15 protein-coding genes are annotated in these 14,960 nt (G+C 60.5%); all 15 read right to left on the reverse strand.

Features of this window, described 5'->3' with window-relative positions; all coding sequences use genetic code 11:
- Positions 1–725: 725 nt before the first annotated feature.
- The 15 genes from ACIROW_RS21705 to ACIROW_RS21775 all read right to left on the reverse strand — a co-directional run bounded on the left by ACIROW_RS21705 (position 726) and on the right by ACIROW_RS21775 (position 14,922).
- On the reverse strand, positions 726–1,340 hold the full coding sequence (locus tag ACIROW_RS21705; protein ID WP_402278785.1) for a HupE/UreJ family protein: 615 nt from the start codon (positions 1,338–1,340) through the stop codon (positions 726–728).
- A 76-nt stretch (positions 1,341–1,416) separates the two neighbouring features.
- On the reverse strand, positions 1,417–2,046 hold the full coding sequence (ureG, locus tag ACIROW_RS21710; RefSeq protein ID WP_116436027.1) for an urease accessory protein UreG: 630 nt from the start codon (positions 2,044–2,046) through the stop codon (positions 1,417–1,419).
- Between the two features lie 68 nt (positions 2,047–2,114).
- Positions 2,115–2,795, reverse strand: a complete 681-nt coding sequence (locus ACIROW_RS21715) for an urease accessory protein UreF (protein ID WP_402278787.1) — start codon at positions 2,793–2,795, stop codon at positions 2,115–2,117.
- Positions 2,796–2,810: 15 nt separating this feature from the next.
- Positions 2,811–3,320 (reverse strand): urease accessory protein UreE, encoded by a 510-nt coding sequence (gene ureE, locus ACIROW_RS21720; RefSeq protein ID WP_402278789.1) that lies wholly within the window; start codon positions 3,318–3,320, stop codon positions 2,811–2,813.
- 9 nt (positions 3,321–3,329) lie between these two features.
- Positions 3,330–5,030, reverse strand: coding sequence for an urease subunit alpha (gene ureC, locus ACIROW_RS21725; protein WP_402278791.1), 1,701 nt, complete (start codon positions 5,028–5,030; stop codon positions 3,330–3,332).
- Positions 5,030–5,353 carry an urease subunit beta gene (locus tag ACIROW_RS21730; RefSeq protein ID WP_402278793.1) on the reverse strand — a complete coding sequence of 108 codons (324 nt, stop codon included), beginning with the start codon at positions 5,351–5,353 and terminating at the stop codon, positions 5,030–5,032. The genes ureC and ACIROW_RS21730 overlap by 1 nt, the downstream gene beginning before the upstream one ends.
- A gap of 11 nt (positions 5,354–5,364) precedes the next feature.
- Positions 5,365–5,667 carry an urease subunit gamma gene (locus ACIROW_RS21735; RefSeq protein ID WP_094561945.1) on the reverse strand — a complete coding sequence of 101 codons (303 nt, stop codon included), beginning with the start codon at positions 5,665–5,667 and terminating at the stop codon, positions 5,365–5,367.
- Between the two features lie 32 nt (positions 5,668–5,699).
- Positions 5,700–6,602 (reverse strand): urease accessory protein UreD, encoded by a 903-nt coding sequence (locus tag ACIROW_RS21740; protein WP_402278795.1) that lies wholly within the window; start codon positions 6,600–6,602, stop codon positions 5,700–5,702.
- A 129-nt stretch (positions 6,603–6,731) separates the two neighbouring features.
- Positions 6,732–7,430, reverse strand: a complete 699-nt coding sequence (urtE, locus tag ACIROW_RS21745) for an urea ABC transporter ATP-binding subunit UrtE (RefSeq protein ID WP_402278797.1) — start codon at positions 7,428–7,430, stop codon at positions 6,732–6,734.
- Between the two features lie 32 nt (positions 7,431–7,462).
- Complete coding sequence (gene urtD / locus ACIROW_RS21750; protein WP_402278799.1) at positions 7,463–8,317, reverse strand: urea ABC transporter ATP-binding protein UrtD; 855 nt, start codon at positions 8,315–8,317, stop codon at positions 7,463–7,465.
- Positions 8,314–9,438, reverse strand: a complete 1,125-nt coding sequence (gene urtC / locus ACIROW_RS21755; protein ID WP_402278801.1) for an urea ABC transporter permease subunit UrtC — start codon at positions 9,436–9,438, stop codon at positions 8,314–8,316. Before urtC ends, urtD begins: the two co-directional genes overlap by 4 nt.
- On the reverse strand, positions 9,435–11,051 hold the full coding sequence (urtB, locus tag ACIROW_RS21760; protein WP_402278803.1) for an urea ABC transporter permease subunit UrtB: 1,617 nt from the start codon (positions 11,049–11,051) through the stop codon (positions 9,435–9,437). Before urtB ends, urtC begins: the two co-directional genes overlap by 4 nt.
- 206 nt (positions 11,052–11,257) lie before the next feature.
- Positions 11,258–12,511 carry an urea ABC transporter substrate-binding protein gene (gene urtA / locus ACIROW_RS21765; protein WP_265215780.1) on the reverse strand — a complete coding sequence of 418 codons (1,254 nt, stop codon included), beginning with the start codon at positions 12,509–12,511 and terminating at the stop codon, positions 11,258–11,260.
- A gap of 223 nt (positions 12,512–12,734) precedes the next feature.
- Positions 12,735–13,571 (reverse strand): ferritin-like domain-containing protein, encoded by an 837-nt coding sequence (locus ACIROW_RS21770; RefSeq protein WP_402278970.1) that lies wholly within the window; start codon positions 13,569–13,571, stop codon positions 12,735–12,737.
- Between the two features lie 103 nt (positions 13,572–13,674).
- Entirely contained in the window at positions 13,675–14,922 is a 1,248-nt protein-coding gene (locus ACIROW_RS21775) for an MFS transporter (protein WP_402278805.1), read from the reverse strand.
- Positions 14,923–14,960 lie beyond the last annotated feature (38 nt).

Genomic DNA, 14,960 nt, shown 5'->3' on the forward strand with positions numbered 1-14,960 from the left:
TCTCTTCTTTTACGTCCCCTGTCTCACCGCTTTTACCTCCATTGCGCTACTGAACACCAATAGCGGATCAACTTCAGCCACGGCTTGCTCATGCCGGCCACCTCGTCCCCCTTCCGTAACACAGCAAATCCACGATCGCTCAAGTAAATCATCAAGGCAATCAACTCCCCTCGCTCATACGCTGAACCCATGGCGTCGCCATCTTCAGCAATAAACCAGGAAGGTATCTATCCTCAGCGACTTCGCCAGGCGACGCATCATCTGACTCGTACTCTCAGATCAGATGAGTGCCATTCAACTTCGGACGTCCCGTATAACCACCTCCCAAATCCTCCAGGCGTAAAAAACCGGTCAATGACCGGTTTCTTCCTATTCCAGCAGTCAGGGATAGGGCCGTCGACAACTGCTGATCGGGGCCACAGATCACGCAGCACCCTAAGTAGATCCAAGCGCGGACTACAGACGAAATGCATTGTAATGACGGCTGTTGTGCCCGCAATGCCGGGAGTTGGCCTATTGCCGAAAAAGTGAAGAGGCGATGCCGAAGATCCGGGCAGTGCTCGTGCGGGAACAGCCGAATCCAAGTTGGCCCTTCATTCTCCATGAAATTACATCCACTCCATGTACAAAAAAAGGGCCGCGTCCTTCGACGTGGCCCTTTTTCATAACACCTGATGGTGCTGGCATCCTTGGAATGCCGCACCAACATTTACGACATCACCCGATCAGCCAGCCGCCAGCAAATAAGCACCAACCGCCGCGATACCAACGCCGCCGATGCGCACGACCTTGTCAGCCATCTGCTGACCGGCAAACAAACCGATACCCAAACCTGCGGCGTGCAGCAGAGCTGTAGCAAGCACGAAGCCGATGCCATACAGCGCAGCCGACGAACCGTGAGGCAACTCGCTGCCATGCGCATAGCCGTGGAACACGGCAAACAAGGACACCACGACCGTGCTCGCCCACAAAGGCATGCGCACAGCGAAGGCGATCAGCAAGCCAAGCACCGCGACAGAAGCGGCGATGCCGGTTTCAGCGGCGGGGATGCTCAAGCCGGAAAACGCTAACAGTGCGCCGACCACCATCATCAGCGGAAACGCCAGCGGCAAGACCCACATGGCAGAGCGCTTGTTTTGCGCCGCCCACAGGCCGACCGCCAGCATCGCCAGCAAGTGATCTACACCTGAAAACGGATGGCTGAAGCCGGCGCCGAAGCTCATCGATGCCGACATCAGCGATTCGGGGTGGCCGGGATGCGCCAGCACGCTGGTGCTGGCCAGGGCAGCGATGGTCAATGCACTTGCGCGCGCGACAGTCTTGCTGGAAATACGAAACATGTTTTCTCTCCTTCGGATAAATCTTGTGAACGCGCTCACGCGCCAAACGAACCAGAATAGCTACCAGTCTTCAGCTTCACTTCTTCTCATCCAGCAAGCCCTGCTTGCGGATGTATTCAATCACCGTCTCGACGCCGTCGCCGCTACGCAAATTGGTAAACACGAATGGCCGGTCGCCGCGCATACGCTTGGCGTCCTGCGCCATGATGTCCAAGTTGGCGCCGACGTAAGGCGCCAGATCGGTCTTGTTGATGATCAACAGATCCGAACGGGTAATGCCTGGACCGCCCTTGCGTGGAATTTTCTCGCCGCCGGCGACGTCGATCACGTAAATGGTCAGGTCCGACAACTCGGGGCTGAACGTCGCCGCCAGATTGTCGCCGCCGGATTCTACCAGTATCAGGTCCAGATCCGGGAAATCTGCGCTCATGCGCGCGATCGCTTCAAGGTTGATTGATGCGTCTTCGCGAATCGCCGTATGCGGGCATCCACCGGTCTCCACGCCCATCAAACGGTCGGCTGGTAACGCATCGGCGCGCAACAGGATTTCCATGTCCTCCTTGGTGTAGATGTCATTGGTGATGACCGCCATGTCGTAATGGTCGCGCATGCGCTTGCACAGCATTTCACACAGCGCCGTCTTGCCGGAACCGACCGGGCCGCCGATGCCGACGCGCAATGGATTGGGAGAGGATGGGTTGCTCATGTTTATCTCGATTAAAAACGGATTCTATAAAATTCAAATGGTTCTGATCGACCGATGCGACATCAACACTAAGAACGGTACAAGCGGCTGTACTGCACCTCATGCTGCATAGACAGCAGCGACAGGCCCGGAGACCAGTTCGACAATTCATCATCGGCCAATTCCTGCGCCGTCTTCGCCGCAGCCTCTAGCTCCGGCTGCAGGGACAGCAACAAACGCTGTCCGGCGACCTGGCCGAGCGGCACCGATTTGACGCAGACCAGCACCTGGTTCTCCGCCCACGCGAACAACATGCCGAGCAAAGCGGCGTCGTACGGTACATTCAGCGCCACCGCCGCATACGCCAGTGCGGTCGGCAACGGAACTTCGCCTTGCGCCTGCATCAGAGCAAGCAAAGACGCGTCACCGATCTTCAGATCAATGGCCAGTTTGCTCAGCGAATATCCCATCTGGATGGTTTCGGCGCGGAACTCGGCCGTGTCGCGTGCGGCGAGAAAGCGTTCGTTCCACAATGCCACCGCTTCAGCATCGCGCGCGGCAAAGGCCTGCAGCAAGCGCCACAAAATCGGCGCTTCAAACCTGGCCACCACTTCGTGCAGCGAGTCGACGATCCACGCACGCGCAGCGGCTTCGTTCTTCACGGTGCCGTTTTCAATCGCCGCTTCCAGTCCCTGCGAATAGCTGTACGCGCCGATGGGCAGCGACGGGCTGGTCAGCTGGAGCAGATGAAGCAGGGCTTGTGCTTGCATGGAAGTTTCCGCGAATCAGGATTTGTCGCCGGGGCGATGGATCTTCTGACGCACCGGAATCGGCGCCAGCGGATGATGATGATCGTCGCCGTGATGATGGTGACCACCGCCGTATGCGCCCGACTCCGGCTCGAACGCGGCCTCTTCTTCGACCACCAATGCGCCCAGGCCTTCCAGCATTTCCTTGAGAACAGGGTCCTTGCGAATACGCAGGAAGCCGTCGCCGACTTGCGCCTGCGTGTGGCGATTGCCGAGATGGAACGCGCAGCGCAGCAACTGATGCGGCGAGCTCGCTTGGACGCGATAAGTCGCTTCCTTGGCGGCGTTGATGCGCACCACGCGGCCGTCGTCGCCGCGCAGCAGATCGCCATTGCGCAGCACGGTGCCGCGCACGGTGAAGACGGCCACGTCCTCACCCGACAGCAGGGTCGCGCGCAGGCGGCTCTTCTCGCGCTGGTCGTAAGGCAACAGCAGTTCGCCGTCGATCTTCTCGGCGTGTTCAATCTTGGTGTTCAGGGTCAGCATAATCATTCTTCAGAACAGGAAATAACGTTGCGCCAGCGGCAGCACCTTGGCCGGCTCGCACACCAGCAGCTCGCCGTCGGCGCGCACTTCATAGGTTTCGGAATCGACTTCCATCTTCGGCGTCGCGCCATTGTGAATCATGTCGCGCTTGCGCAGATTGCGCATACCCTTGACCGGCACGACCGGCTTGTTGAGCTTGAGCATGTCGCCGATGCCGGCATCGAAAGCGGATTGCGAAACGAAGGTCATCGAGGTCTTCAAGCCGCCGCCGTACGCGCCGAACATCATGCGGTAATGCACCGGCTGCGGTGTCGGGATGGAGGCATTCGGATCACCCATCTGTGCTGCAGCGATCATGCCGCTCTTGAGGATCATCGACGGCTTGACGCCGAAGAAGGCCGGTTTCCACAGCACGATGTCGGCGACCTTGCCGACTTCCAGCGAGCCGACCACATGCGAAATGCCATGCGTGATCGCCGGGTTGATCGTGTACTTGGCGATATAGCGCTTGACGCGGAAATTGTCGTGGCGCGACGGATCTTGCGCCAGCGAGCCGCGCTGCGTCTTCATCTTGTGCGCGGTCTGCCAGGTGCGCATGATCACTTCGCCGACGCGGCCCATCGCCTGCGAGTCGGAGGACATCATCGAGATCGCGCCGATGTCGTGCAGGATGTCTTCTGCAGCAATCGTCTCGCGACGGATGCGTGATTCGGCGAAAGCGATGTCTTCAGCGATGGCGGGATCCAGGTGATGGCAGACCATCAGCATGTCCAGATGTTCGTCCAGCGTATTGACGGTGTAGGGACGCGTCGGATTGGTCGAGGACGGCAAGACATTGCCTTGTCCCACCGCCGCGATGATGTCCGGCGCGTGACCCCCGCCTGCGCCTTCGGTGTGGAAGGTATGGATGGTGCGATCCTTGAACGCGGCCAGCGTATGTTCGAGGAAGCCGCCTTCGTTGAGCGTGTCACTGTGGATCGCGACCTGCACGTCGAGGCGATCCGCCACCGACAGGCAATTGTCGATCGCCGCCGGCGTCGAGCCCCAGTCTTCATGCAGCTTCAGGCCGATGGCGCCGGCGTGGACCTGTTCTTCCAGCGGCGTCGGCAAACTGACGTTGCCCTTGCCTAGGAAGCCCAGATTCATCGGGAAAGCATCCGCTGCGGACAGCATCGAATGGATGTGCCACGGACCCGGCGTACACGTCGTCGCCGCCGTGCCGACCGCCGGTCCGGTGCCGCCGCCGATCATGGTGGTGACGCCGCTCATCAGCGCTTCTTCGATTTGCTGCGGGCAGATGAAATGGATGTGCGTGTCGACGCCGCCGGCCGTGACGATCATGCCTTCACCGGCGATGATTTCCGTTGCGCCGCCGATGGCCATGGTGACGTCGGGCTGGATGTCCGGATTGCCGGCCTTGCCGATGGCCGCGATCTTGCCGCCCTTCAAGCCGATGTCGGCCTTGACGATGCCCCAGTGGTCGACGATCACTGCATTGGTGATCACCGTATCCATGACGTCTTTATAGTTGCGCTGCGATTGACCCATACCGTCGCGGATCACCTTGCCGCCACCGAATTTGACCTCTTCGCCATAGGTCGTGAAATCCTTTTCGACCTCGATGAACAACTCGGTGTCGGCCAGACGCAAACGGTCGCCGACGGTGGGACCGAACATCTCGGCATAAGCCTGGCGTGAAATCTTGGCCATTATTTATTTCCCTTCTTGTCGAGTGCGCCCATCACCTTGGCATTGAAACCGTAGACCTTGCGGTCGCCCGCCAATGCCACCAGTTCCACCGTGCGCTCCTGGCCCGGCTCGAAGCGGACCGCCGTGCCGGCGGCGATGTTGAGGCGCATGCCGTAGCCGATCTGGCGCTCGAATTTCAGCGCGGGATTGGTTTCGAAAAAGTGAAAGTGCGATCCGACCTGGATCGGACGGTCGCCGCTGTTGGCGACGGTGACGCTCGCGGTGCGGCGGCCGACGTTGAGTTCGATGTCGCCCGGCTCAACCAGCATTTCGCCTGGAATCATGATGGCGCCTCTTAAGGAATGGGGTGATGAACCGTGACCAGCTTGCTGCCGTCCGGGAAAGTCGCTTCAACCTGTATATCGGGGATCATCTCCGCCACGCCATCCATGACGTCGGCGCGGGTCAGAATCTTGGTACCCTCCGACATCAGCTCGGCGACGGTGCGGCCGTCGCGCGCACCTTCCATGATGGCTGCGGTGATCAGCGCCACTGCTTCCGGATAATTCAGTTTCAGGCCGCGCGCCTTGCGCCGTTCAGCCACCAGGGCTGCCGTAAAAATCAGCAGCTTGTCTTTTTCCCGTGGGGTCAGTTCCATGCGTTCTCCTTGATTCTGTCAGTCTTACTTTTCTACGTATTCCAGATGCGCGGGACGATCGCCTCACGCTGCATCAATTCAGGACGGATGCGCTGCCATGCATGCGTCAACCATTGCCGTGCCACCTGGCTGGAGTTGCCCAGATAACGCAGCACCAATACCTGTTTCATTTGCGTTGCACCGCTGCGGCCGTCATGGGCCAGCGCGCTGGTTTGTTCGCGTAGTTCGCCAAGGAAGGCGGCGTTGAGCGGCAGCCCCACGGCAATCAACGTGGCGCTCACGGTGTACCCGGCCAGCGCCAGCGGACTTGTCATCGACGATGTTCCCGCACGCAGCGCACCCTGCTCAAACCAGACCAGCTTGCCGCCGCGGCGAATGCTGGTGCGCTGGCTGACGCGACCGCTGTTGAACGATTCTCCGGATGCAGTGCGGCCGAAGCACAGTATCTCGCCACCGATATACGTTGCGTCGGCAGCCAGCTCGACAGAGTGTTCCATGCGCACGTCGGCATCGTTGAAGAAGATGGTTTCCTGTGGCAGCCATTCCAGCGCCGCGCCGGCGGTCGCCGCCAGCGACACTTGCTGTTGCGAGACAAAGCCGTTGGCGCGATACCACTTGCCGGCGCCCGGCGTGGTCAGCAGGGCATGGGCGTTATCGCCGACATGGGCGGTGATGTTGAGAACGTCGCCGCCGAGGATTCCGCCCGGCGGATGCACGATGACCGCATGGCAGACGGCGGGGTGTTCCGGATACAGCGGCTTCTGCACGCGCAGCGGACCGAAGTGGCTGCGCTCGATCATGCGCGTGGTGCCGGCATCGTCGGCGAAGCCCAGCGTCAGCCGCGCCTGCTGATGGCGTGAGGCGGCAATGGCAGAGACCACGGCGGTCTGGCCTGATTCCGTGACGGCAGCGGCAGGATCGATGATGCGTTTCATGCAATGTTCTGATGGTGCGACGTGAGGATGGAGCGGCGGAGCGGACCTTCGTTTATAGCAGACCTGCCGTGAAAACGCACGCCGTCCGGACTTGATCATCCGGCAACATGTGCTCGAACAGGAAAATGGCTACACCGCCAGATGCTTCTTCACGTCCTCGTTATCCATCTCGGCCTGCACGCCTGACGCCACCACTTCGCCGCGCGACATCACGACAAAGGTGTCGGCCAGTTCGCGTGCAAAATCGAAGTACTGCTCGCACAGCAAGATGCCGATGTCGCCGCGCTGGCGCAGCAGGCTGATGACGCGGCCGATATCCTTGATGATCGACGGCTGGATGCCTTCGGTCGGCTCGTCGAGGATGATCAGTTTCGGCTCGGCCAGCAGCGCGCGCGCAATCGCCAGTTGTTGTTGCTGTCCGCCCGACAGATCGCCGCCGCGACGGTGCAGCATTTCCTTCAGCACCGGAAACAGTTCGTACACTTCACCCTTGATGGTCGACGCCTTGCGGCCGGACTTGGTCGCCATGCCCATCAGCAGGTTTTCTTCCACGGTCAGGCGTGCAAAGATTTCACGGCCCTGCGGTACGTAAGCGATGCCGAGTGCAGCGCGTTGATGCGGTTTCAGTTTGGTGATGTCCTTGCCTTCCAGCGTGACGTTGCCGGCCGCGACGGGCAGCACGCCCATCAGGCATTTCAGTAGCGTCGTCTTGCCCACGCCGTTGCGGCCGAGCAGCGACAGGCACTTGCCCTTTTCGACGTTGATCGACACGCCGCGCAGGGTGTGCGCGGCGCCGTAATATTGATTCAATTGATTGACTTGCAGCATATTCTTCTCGTCCCGGGTTTAGAGCGTTACTCTCAGCGGCCTAAGTACACTTCAATCACGCGATCATCCGATTGCACCTGCTGCATCGTGCCTTCGGCCAGCACCGAGCCTTCGTGCAGCACGGTCACCTTGCCGCCTTGCGCGATCTCTTCGACGAAGCCCATGTCGTGTTCCACCACCATGATCGAATGCTTGCCGCGCAGCTCGTTGAGCAGCTCGGCGGTGCGCACGGTCTCGGCGTCGGACATGCCGGCCACCGGTTCGTCCAGCAGCAGCAATTGCGGTTCCTGCATCAGCAGCATGCCGATTTCCAGCCACTGCTTCTGGCCGTGCGAGAGCAGCCCGGCGACGCGGTTTTCCTGACCGTTCAGACGGATCAGCTTGAGGATCTCTTCGATCTTGCCGATCTGTTCCGAGTTCAGGCGCGCGAACAAGGTCGTCTTCACGCGCTTGTCCATCTTCATCGCCATCTCAAGATTCTCGAAGACGGAATGCTGCTCGAACACGGTCGGCCGCTGGAACTTGCGGCCGATGCCGGCATGGGCGATTTCATACTCGGTCATCCGGGTCAGGTCGATGCTTTGGCCGAAGAAGGCCGTGCCCGCCGTCGGCCGCGTCTTGCCCGTGATGACGTCCATCATCGTGGTCTTGCCGGCGCCGTTGGGGCCGATGATGCAACGCAGTTCGCCGACCGAGATGTCGAGGTTCAGGTTGTTGATCGCCTTGAAGCCGTCGAACGAGACCGTGATGTTTTCCAGGTACAGGATGGCGCCGTGCGTGGTGTCGACGCCTTCCGGTTTGATGCGCGCATACGAGGTGCCGTGATCGGCGTGCTGGCCGTTATCGACGCTGTCTTGCGGCGCGGCGCGATTGTACATTTCGCTCATGCGGCCTCCTTGATGCGATCTTGCGGGTCTTGCTTCTTGAGTTTCTTGACCAGTCCCACAATGCCTTGCGGCAGGAACAGCGTCACCAGGATAAAGATCAGACCCAGTGCAAACAGCCACAGATCCGGGAAGGCGGCGGTGAACCAGCTCTTCAGGCCGTTGACGGTGAACGCGCCGATGATCGGGCCGATCAGCGAACCGCGTCCGCCGACGGCAGCCCAGATCACCATTTCAATCGAGTTGGCCGGCGACATTTCCGACGGATTGATGATGCCGACCTGCGGCACATACAGCGCGCCCGCAATGCCACACAACACCGCCGACAAAGTCCACACGAACAGCTTGAACCACAGCGGGTTGTAGCCGATGAACATCAGCCGCGACTCGGAGTCGCGCACGCCCTGCAGTACGCGGCCCAGTTTTGATGTCACGATGGCGCGGCACAGCAGCAGCGAACCGAGCAGGAAAGCCAGCGTCACCAGGTACAGCACCGCCTTGGTCGACGGCGCCGTGATGGTGTAGCCGAGGATGCGCTTGAAGTCGGTGAAGCCGTTGTTGCCGCCGAAGCCGGTGTCGTTGCGGAAGAACAGCAGCATGAAGGCGAAGGTCATCGCCTGCGTGATGATCGAGAAGTACACGCCCTTGATGCGCGAACGGAAGGCGAAGTAGCCAAACACGAAGGCCAGCACGCCCGGCACCAGCACCACCAGCAGCATGGCGAACCAGAAGTGCTCGGTCATCCACCAGTACCACGGATAGGCTTTCCAGTTGAGGAACACCATGAAGTCCGGCAGGTCGCTCTGATAGACGCCGTCGTGACCGATGGCGCGCATCAGGTACATGCCGTGCGCATAGCCGCCCAGTGCGAAGAACACGCCGTGGCCCAACGACAGGATGCCGGTGTAGCCCCACACCAGATCGAGCGCCAGTGCCGCCATCGCATAGCACATGAACTTGCCGATCAGCGCGATGGTGTAGCTGGAGATGGACAGCGGATGGCCGGCCGGGAAGATCAGATTCAGGATCGGCAGCAGACCCAGGATTACGGTAAAGACCACGATCCCGATCCATGCCGGACGCGAAAACAACGAAGGTTTCAATGGGAGATTGAGGGTACTCATTCCACGCTCCTGCCTTTCAGTGCAAACAGGCCTTGCGGGCGCTTTTGGATAAACACGATGATGAACACGAGGATGGCGATCTTGGCCAGCACGGCGCCGGCGACCGGCTCCAGGAACTTGTTCACCTCGCCCAGACCGAACGCAGCGATCACGGTGCCCGCCAGTTGGCCGACGCCGCCCAGCACCACCACCATGAAGGAGTCGACGATGTAGCCCTGGCCAAGGTCGGGGCCGACATTGCCGAGCTGCGACAGTGCCACGCCGCCGAGACCGGCGATGCCGCAGCCGAGGCCGAAGGTCATCATGTCGATCTTGCCGGTCGAGACGCCGACGCAATCGGCCATGCGGCGGTTTTGCGTGACGGCGCGCACGAACAGGCCAAGGCGTGTCTTGTTCAGGATCAGCCACACTGCGAACACCACGAACAGCGCAAAGAAGATGATCACGATCCGGTTGTACGACAGCACCAGCGAACCCAGCACCGTGATGCCGCCCGACATCCAGCTCGGGTTGGCGACTTCGACGTTCTGCGCACCGAAGATGGAGCGTACGGCCTGCATCAGCATCAGGCTGATGCCCCAGGTGCACAGCAGGGTCTCCAGCGGCCGGCCGTAGAGCCAGCGGATCACCAGGCGTTCCAGCGCGATGCCCACCGCGGCGGCAACGATGAAGGCGGCCGGCAGTGCAACGACGATGTAAGCGTCAATCGCGCCCGGGAAGAATTTGCGGAACACCAGTTGGCATACATAAGTTGTGTAGGCGCCGATCATCAGCAGTTCACCGTGCGCCATGTTGATAATACCCATCAGGCCGAAGGTGATCGCCAGGCCGAGCGCGGCGAGCAGCAACACGCTGCCCAGCGAGACGCCGTAGAACAGCTTGCCGACAAATTCGGTAATCGCCAGATGACGGTCCAGCGCCGACATTGTGCGTACAGCTTCGATGCGTACGCCCTCATCGGCTTCGACATAGCTGCCGTCCGGATTCTTGGCCAGCATCTGTTCCAGCACCGGTTTCAGATTGGCGTTGGTGGTGTCGGCCAGGGCTTTGACGGCGGCCTTGCGTGCGGCTGCGTCAGGCGCGTGCAGGTTGGCCGTAGCGACGACTTGCTTCAACACTTCCTGGATTTGCGGATCTTTTTCCGCCGCCAGCGCTTTGCTGATCAACGGGGTCTGTGCGGCGTCGGCGGTCTTCAGCAATTCGGTCGCGGCGGTCAGGCGCGTGGCGCGGTCCGGCGAGAACAGCTTGAGTCCCGACAAGGCGCCTTCGACTACGCCGCGCAGGCGGTTGTTGACGGTGATGCCTTCGGCGTCATCCGGGGCCGGACCGGTCTTGTCGGTGGCGGGATTGAAGGCGTCGCTGTCTTCGATGATCAGCACGTCGCCGGCAGGCGTGGCGTACAGGGCATCGCTGTTGATGGCGTTGAGGATCTTTTGCGCGTCGGCATTGGCCAGCGCAGCAATCTGCGTGACGGCGGCGATGCGCGCGTCAGGGTCGTCGCCGGCCAGCGGCTTGAGCAGCGCCGGATCGATCGCAGCATGCGCGCTGATCGCCTGGGTGCACAGCCAGCCTGTCAGCAAGGCGGACGCAATTATCTTGGGGAGAAGTCTCATGGTTCTTTTCGGTGGCAAGGCAAGACGGAAAGAAAGTCGGTCTTACGACGCTTGTCTGAGATTCATGCATGCGATTCCGGAGATGGAATCGCCGCAGTGATTGCACCGGACGGGATGTCGGACGCCCGGTGCAAGGTCTTGCAAACCGCTGCATGGAACATGCAGCGGGGAACTGCTCAGCTAACCAAACATGGCAAGCAACTGCATTACATCTTTTGCTTGCTCTCGTTGCCCGGGATGTATGGGCTCCATGGTTGCGCACGGATGGTGGTCTTGGTCTTGTTGACCACGTTGAACTGACCGTCGGCCTTGATTTCGCCGATCATCACTGGTTTGTGCAGGTGATGGTTGGTCTTGTCCATTTCCAGCGTGTAGCCGGACGGTGCCTTGAAGGTCTGGCCGCCCATCGCTGCGATCACCTTGTCGGTGTCGGTAGTCTTGGCTTTTTCAACGGCTTGCTTCCACATGTAGATACCGACGTAAGTCGCTTCCATCGGATCGTTGGTCACGACCGTATCGGCGTTCGGCAGACCCTTGGCCTTGGCGTAGGCTTTCCACTTCTTGATGAAGGCGGTGTTGACCGGGTTCTTCACGGATTCGAAGTAGTTCCAGGCAGCCAGATGGCCGACCAGCGGTTTTGCGTCAACCCCGCGCAGTTCTTCTTCACCCACCGAGAACGCGACGACAGGCACGTCAGTCGCCTTCAGGCCGGCATTGCCGAGTTCCTTGTAGAACGGCACGTTGGAGTCGCCGTTGATGGTCGAGATCACTGCAGTCTTGCCGCCGGCTGCGAACTTCTTGATGTTGGCGACGATGGTTTGGTAATCAGAGTGGCCGAACGGTGTGTAGACTTCGTCGATGTCGGAATCTTTCACGCCCTTGCTATGCAGGAAGGCGCGCAGAATCTTGTTGGTCGTGCGTGGGTACACATAGTCGGTGCCCAGCAGGACGAAACGCTTGGCGCCGCCGCCTTCTTTCGACATCAGGTATTCGGTGGCAGGGATGGCTTGCTGGTTAGGCGCTGCACCGGTGTAGAAGACGTTCTTTTCCAGCTCTTCGCCTTCGTACTGGACTGGATAGAACAGCAGGCTGTTCAGTTCCTTGAAGACCGGCAGGACAGACTTGCGCGAGACCGAAGTCCAGCAGCCGAACACGACGGAAACCTTGTCTTGCGAAATCAGCTGGCGCGCTTTTTCAGCGAACAGAGGCCAGTTGGATGCAGGGTCAACGATCACGGGCTCGAGTTTCTTGCCGTTGACGCCGCCATTGGCGTTGATTTCATCGATCGTCATCAGCGCGACATCTTTGAGCGATGTTTCGGAGATGGCCATGGTGCCCGACAGCGAATGCAGGATGCCGACTTTGATGGTGTCCGCAGCGAATGCGGCAGGGAGCCAGGAAGAAGCTGCAAGTGCGAACGCGCCGAGTGCTGTTGCTTTTAGGATAGTACGACGTGACATGAAGTGCTCCTACAGTTAGAAGAATCAATGAGAGTTTGTTGACTGCCTTCCTGCTTTAGCAGAATGCGTGCCAATGACAAAACGTCAATCTCTTGTGATTTTTCCGGCTTTGCAGAAGCCGCCGCGCACTATCGCACCATTTTAGGGATGTCAAAAATGGTGGCGGTGCGGTAAACGACGATGCGCCCCAGAAAGGAGCAAATTACAGGGTTTGTGTTTGCTTTTAGCGCAAAAACACGTAATGCATCAGTTGGCGGATCGGATATTGCACCCAGCTTTGCACCTTGGGCGGCAGCTCCAGCGGGCGCAAAATCATCTTCAAGGTCATGTCCGGCGTCAAATTGGTGCGCACGGTGGCGCTCATGCGCGCGCTCAGCTCTCTTAAATAGGCGACGTCGCCGGCCCGCGCCGGATCGCGGAATTTCAGCGCATGGCGGATGGCGCAGTCGGCGTCTTCGTTGCGCATTTCCAGCGTGCGGCGGCTCAGCGTACCCAGCACGCGCGAGCGGCCGATGCCTTCGCGCCGACGGTATTGGCGGAAGTATTGATAGAAATGCTTGTAGTGATTGACCTCGTCGTTGGAGATGCGCGCCGCCAGTTCCTGCAGCACCGGTTCCTGCACGCTGCGCGACAGCGCGCGGTAATAGGTGGCGGTGCCGGTCTCGACCACGCAGCGCGCGGCCATCTCCAGCGCCTTGGTCGGCTCCAGCAGTTCGACCTTGCAGTAGCCTGCGTACTCGGCGAGAAAGCTGTCGTAGGCTTGTTGCCAGTCGAACTCGGGCCAGACGTGCTCGACGTAGGCGCGCAACGCCGCGCCGTGCTGCAATTCTTCCACTTCCCATTGCTCACGCAGCCAGGTCGCCACTTCTTCATTGTCGTGGAAGAAGTCGATCAGGTTGTGAGTATACAGATCGGAGCCGCTTTCGACGAACGAGGCGCAGGTCACCAGGTAGAAGGTGTTTTCATCGTGACGCACGCGCTGCAGATCGATGCGCGAAAAATCCAGATCGGCGATACGCCAGCGTGGTCGGTATTGTTGATGCGGTTGCTGCGATTCCAGGCTTGCCACGTTACCTCCTCGACAGATTGCGATAACGGTATGACGAAACGTGCAAGCCTTGGTTCGCTGCCGCATGTTGGCGATTTGTAACAGCGCACCAGACTCAGCGGCGATCTTGTCCGTATGCCAAGCAGGTGATCGTCGCAGAGAACAGCAATTGCAGCAGGCACACCGCGCTCCAGCCGCCGAGCTTCCATGCGAATCCGGACAGCGCCGCGCCGATCGCGCCGCCGATGAACAGGAAGCCGACGAACAGGCCGTTCAGGCGGCCGCGCAATTGTGGCGACAGCAGGTTGATCTTGCGGCGTTCCAGCGTCTGGTCGGCCGCCACGCCGCCGTCCAGCAGGATCGCGGCGACACCCAGCAGCACCAGCGCCAGGCCCGCGTGCAGATGGACGTCGAAGCCACCCCAGCCGCTGCCGGCGACGCCTGCGATCAAGGCCGCCGCCAACATCCCCAGGTGGCTCAGATGAGAGGCCAGGCGTCCGCGTCCACGATCTCCGGCCCGGCCCGCGAACGGCGTTGCGCATACCGCGCTGGCGCCGACCAGTGCGAACACCGCGATGCCGCCTGCACCCAGCAAAAACGGCTGCTGCACCAGCAACAACGCAACCGTGGTCCAGTAAGACATATACGCCGCCATGCTGAGCGCGCCGGTCAGCGCGCCGTATTGCAGGACGCGTTCGCTGCACAGCAATTGCCACAGCGATTTCAGGATGTCGCGATAGCCTTGGGTTTGTTGCGGATGACGTTCCGGCAACACGCGCGACAGCACCAGCGCCAGCAGCGCCACGATCAGCGCCAGCAGGCCGTACACCGCACGCCATCCGGCCACACTCGCCAGCCAGCCGGCCACCGGGCGCGACAGCATGATGCCCAGCATCAGGCCGCTCATCACGTTGCCGATCACGCGGCCGCGATGTGCTTCCTCGCTCATGAAAGCCGCCATCGGCACCAGCATCTGGATCGCGCTCGACAAGACGCCGGCCAGGAAAATCGTGGTCAGGAACAACCATGTTTGCGCGCTGAACATGGCGATGCCCAGACATGCGGCGCAACCCGTCAGCAGCCGTACGATGAGGCGGCGATTCTCATGCAGGTCGCTCAGCGGCACGATCAGGAACTGGCCGCAGGTATAGCCCAGCAGCGGCAGCATTGCAATCAGGCCGATGGCGCCGCCGGGGATGTGCATGGTCGCGCCGATGGCGGCCAGCAAAGGTTGTACGGCGTAGAGATTGGTGACGATCACGCCGACCGCGGCAGCGAACAGCAGCGTCATCGCCGCGCTCATGTGCGTTGCCGGTGCGACGATCTTCGCAGGCGGAGGGGAAAGCTTGCTGCATTGTTCCATGGCGGCTCCAGGTGTCGCTGATGCGGTAGAGGTTTGCG

This window comes from Herbaspirillum sp. NPDC101397 (genome assembly GCF_044767325.1).
Lineage (GTDB): Bacteria > Pseudomonadota > Gammaproteobacteria > Burkholderiales > Burkholderiaceae_D > Herbaspirillum.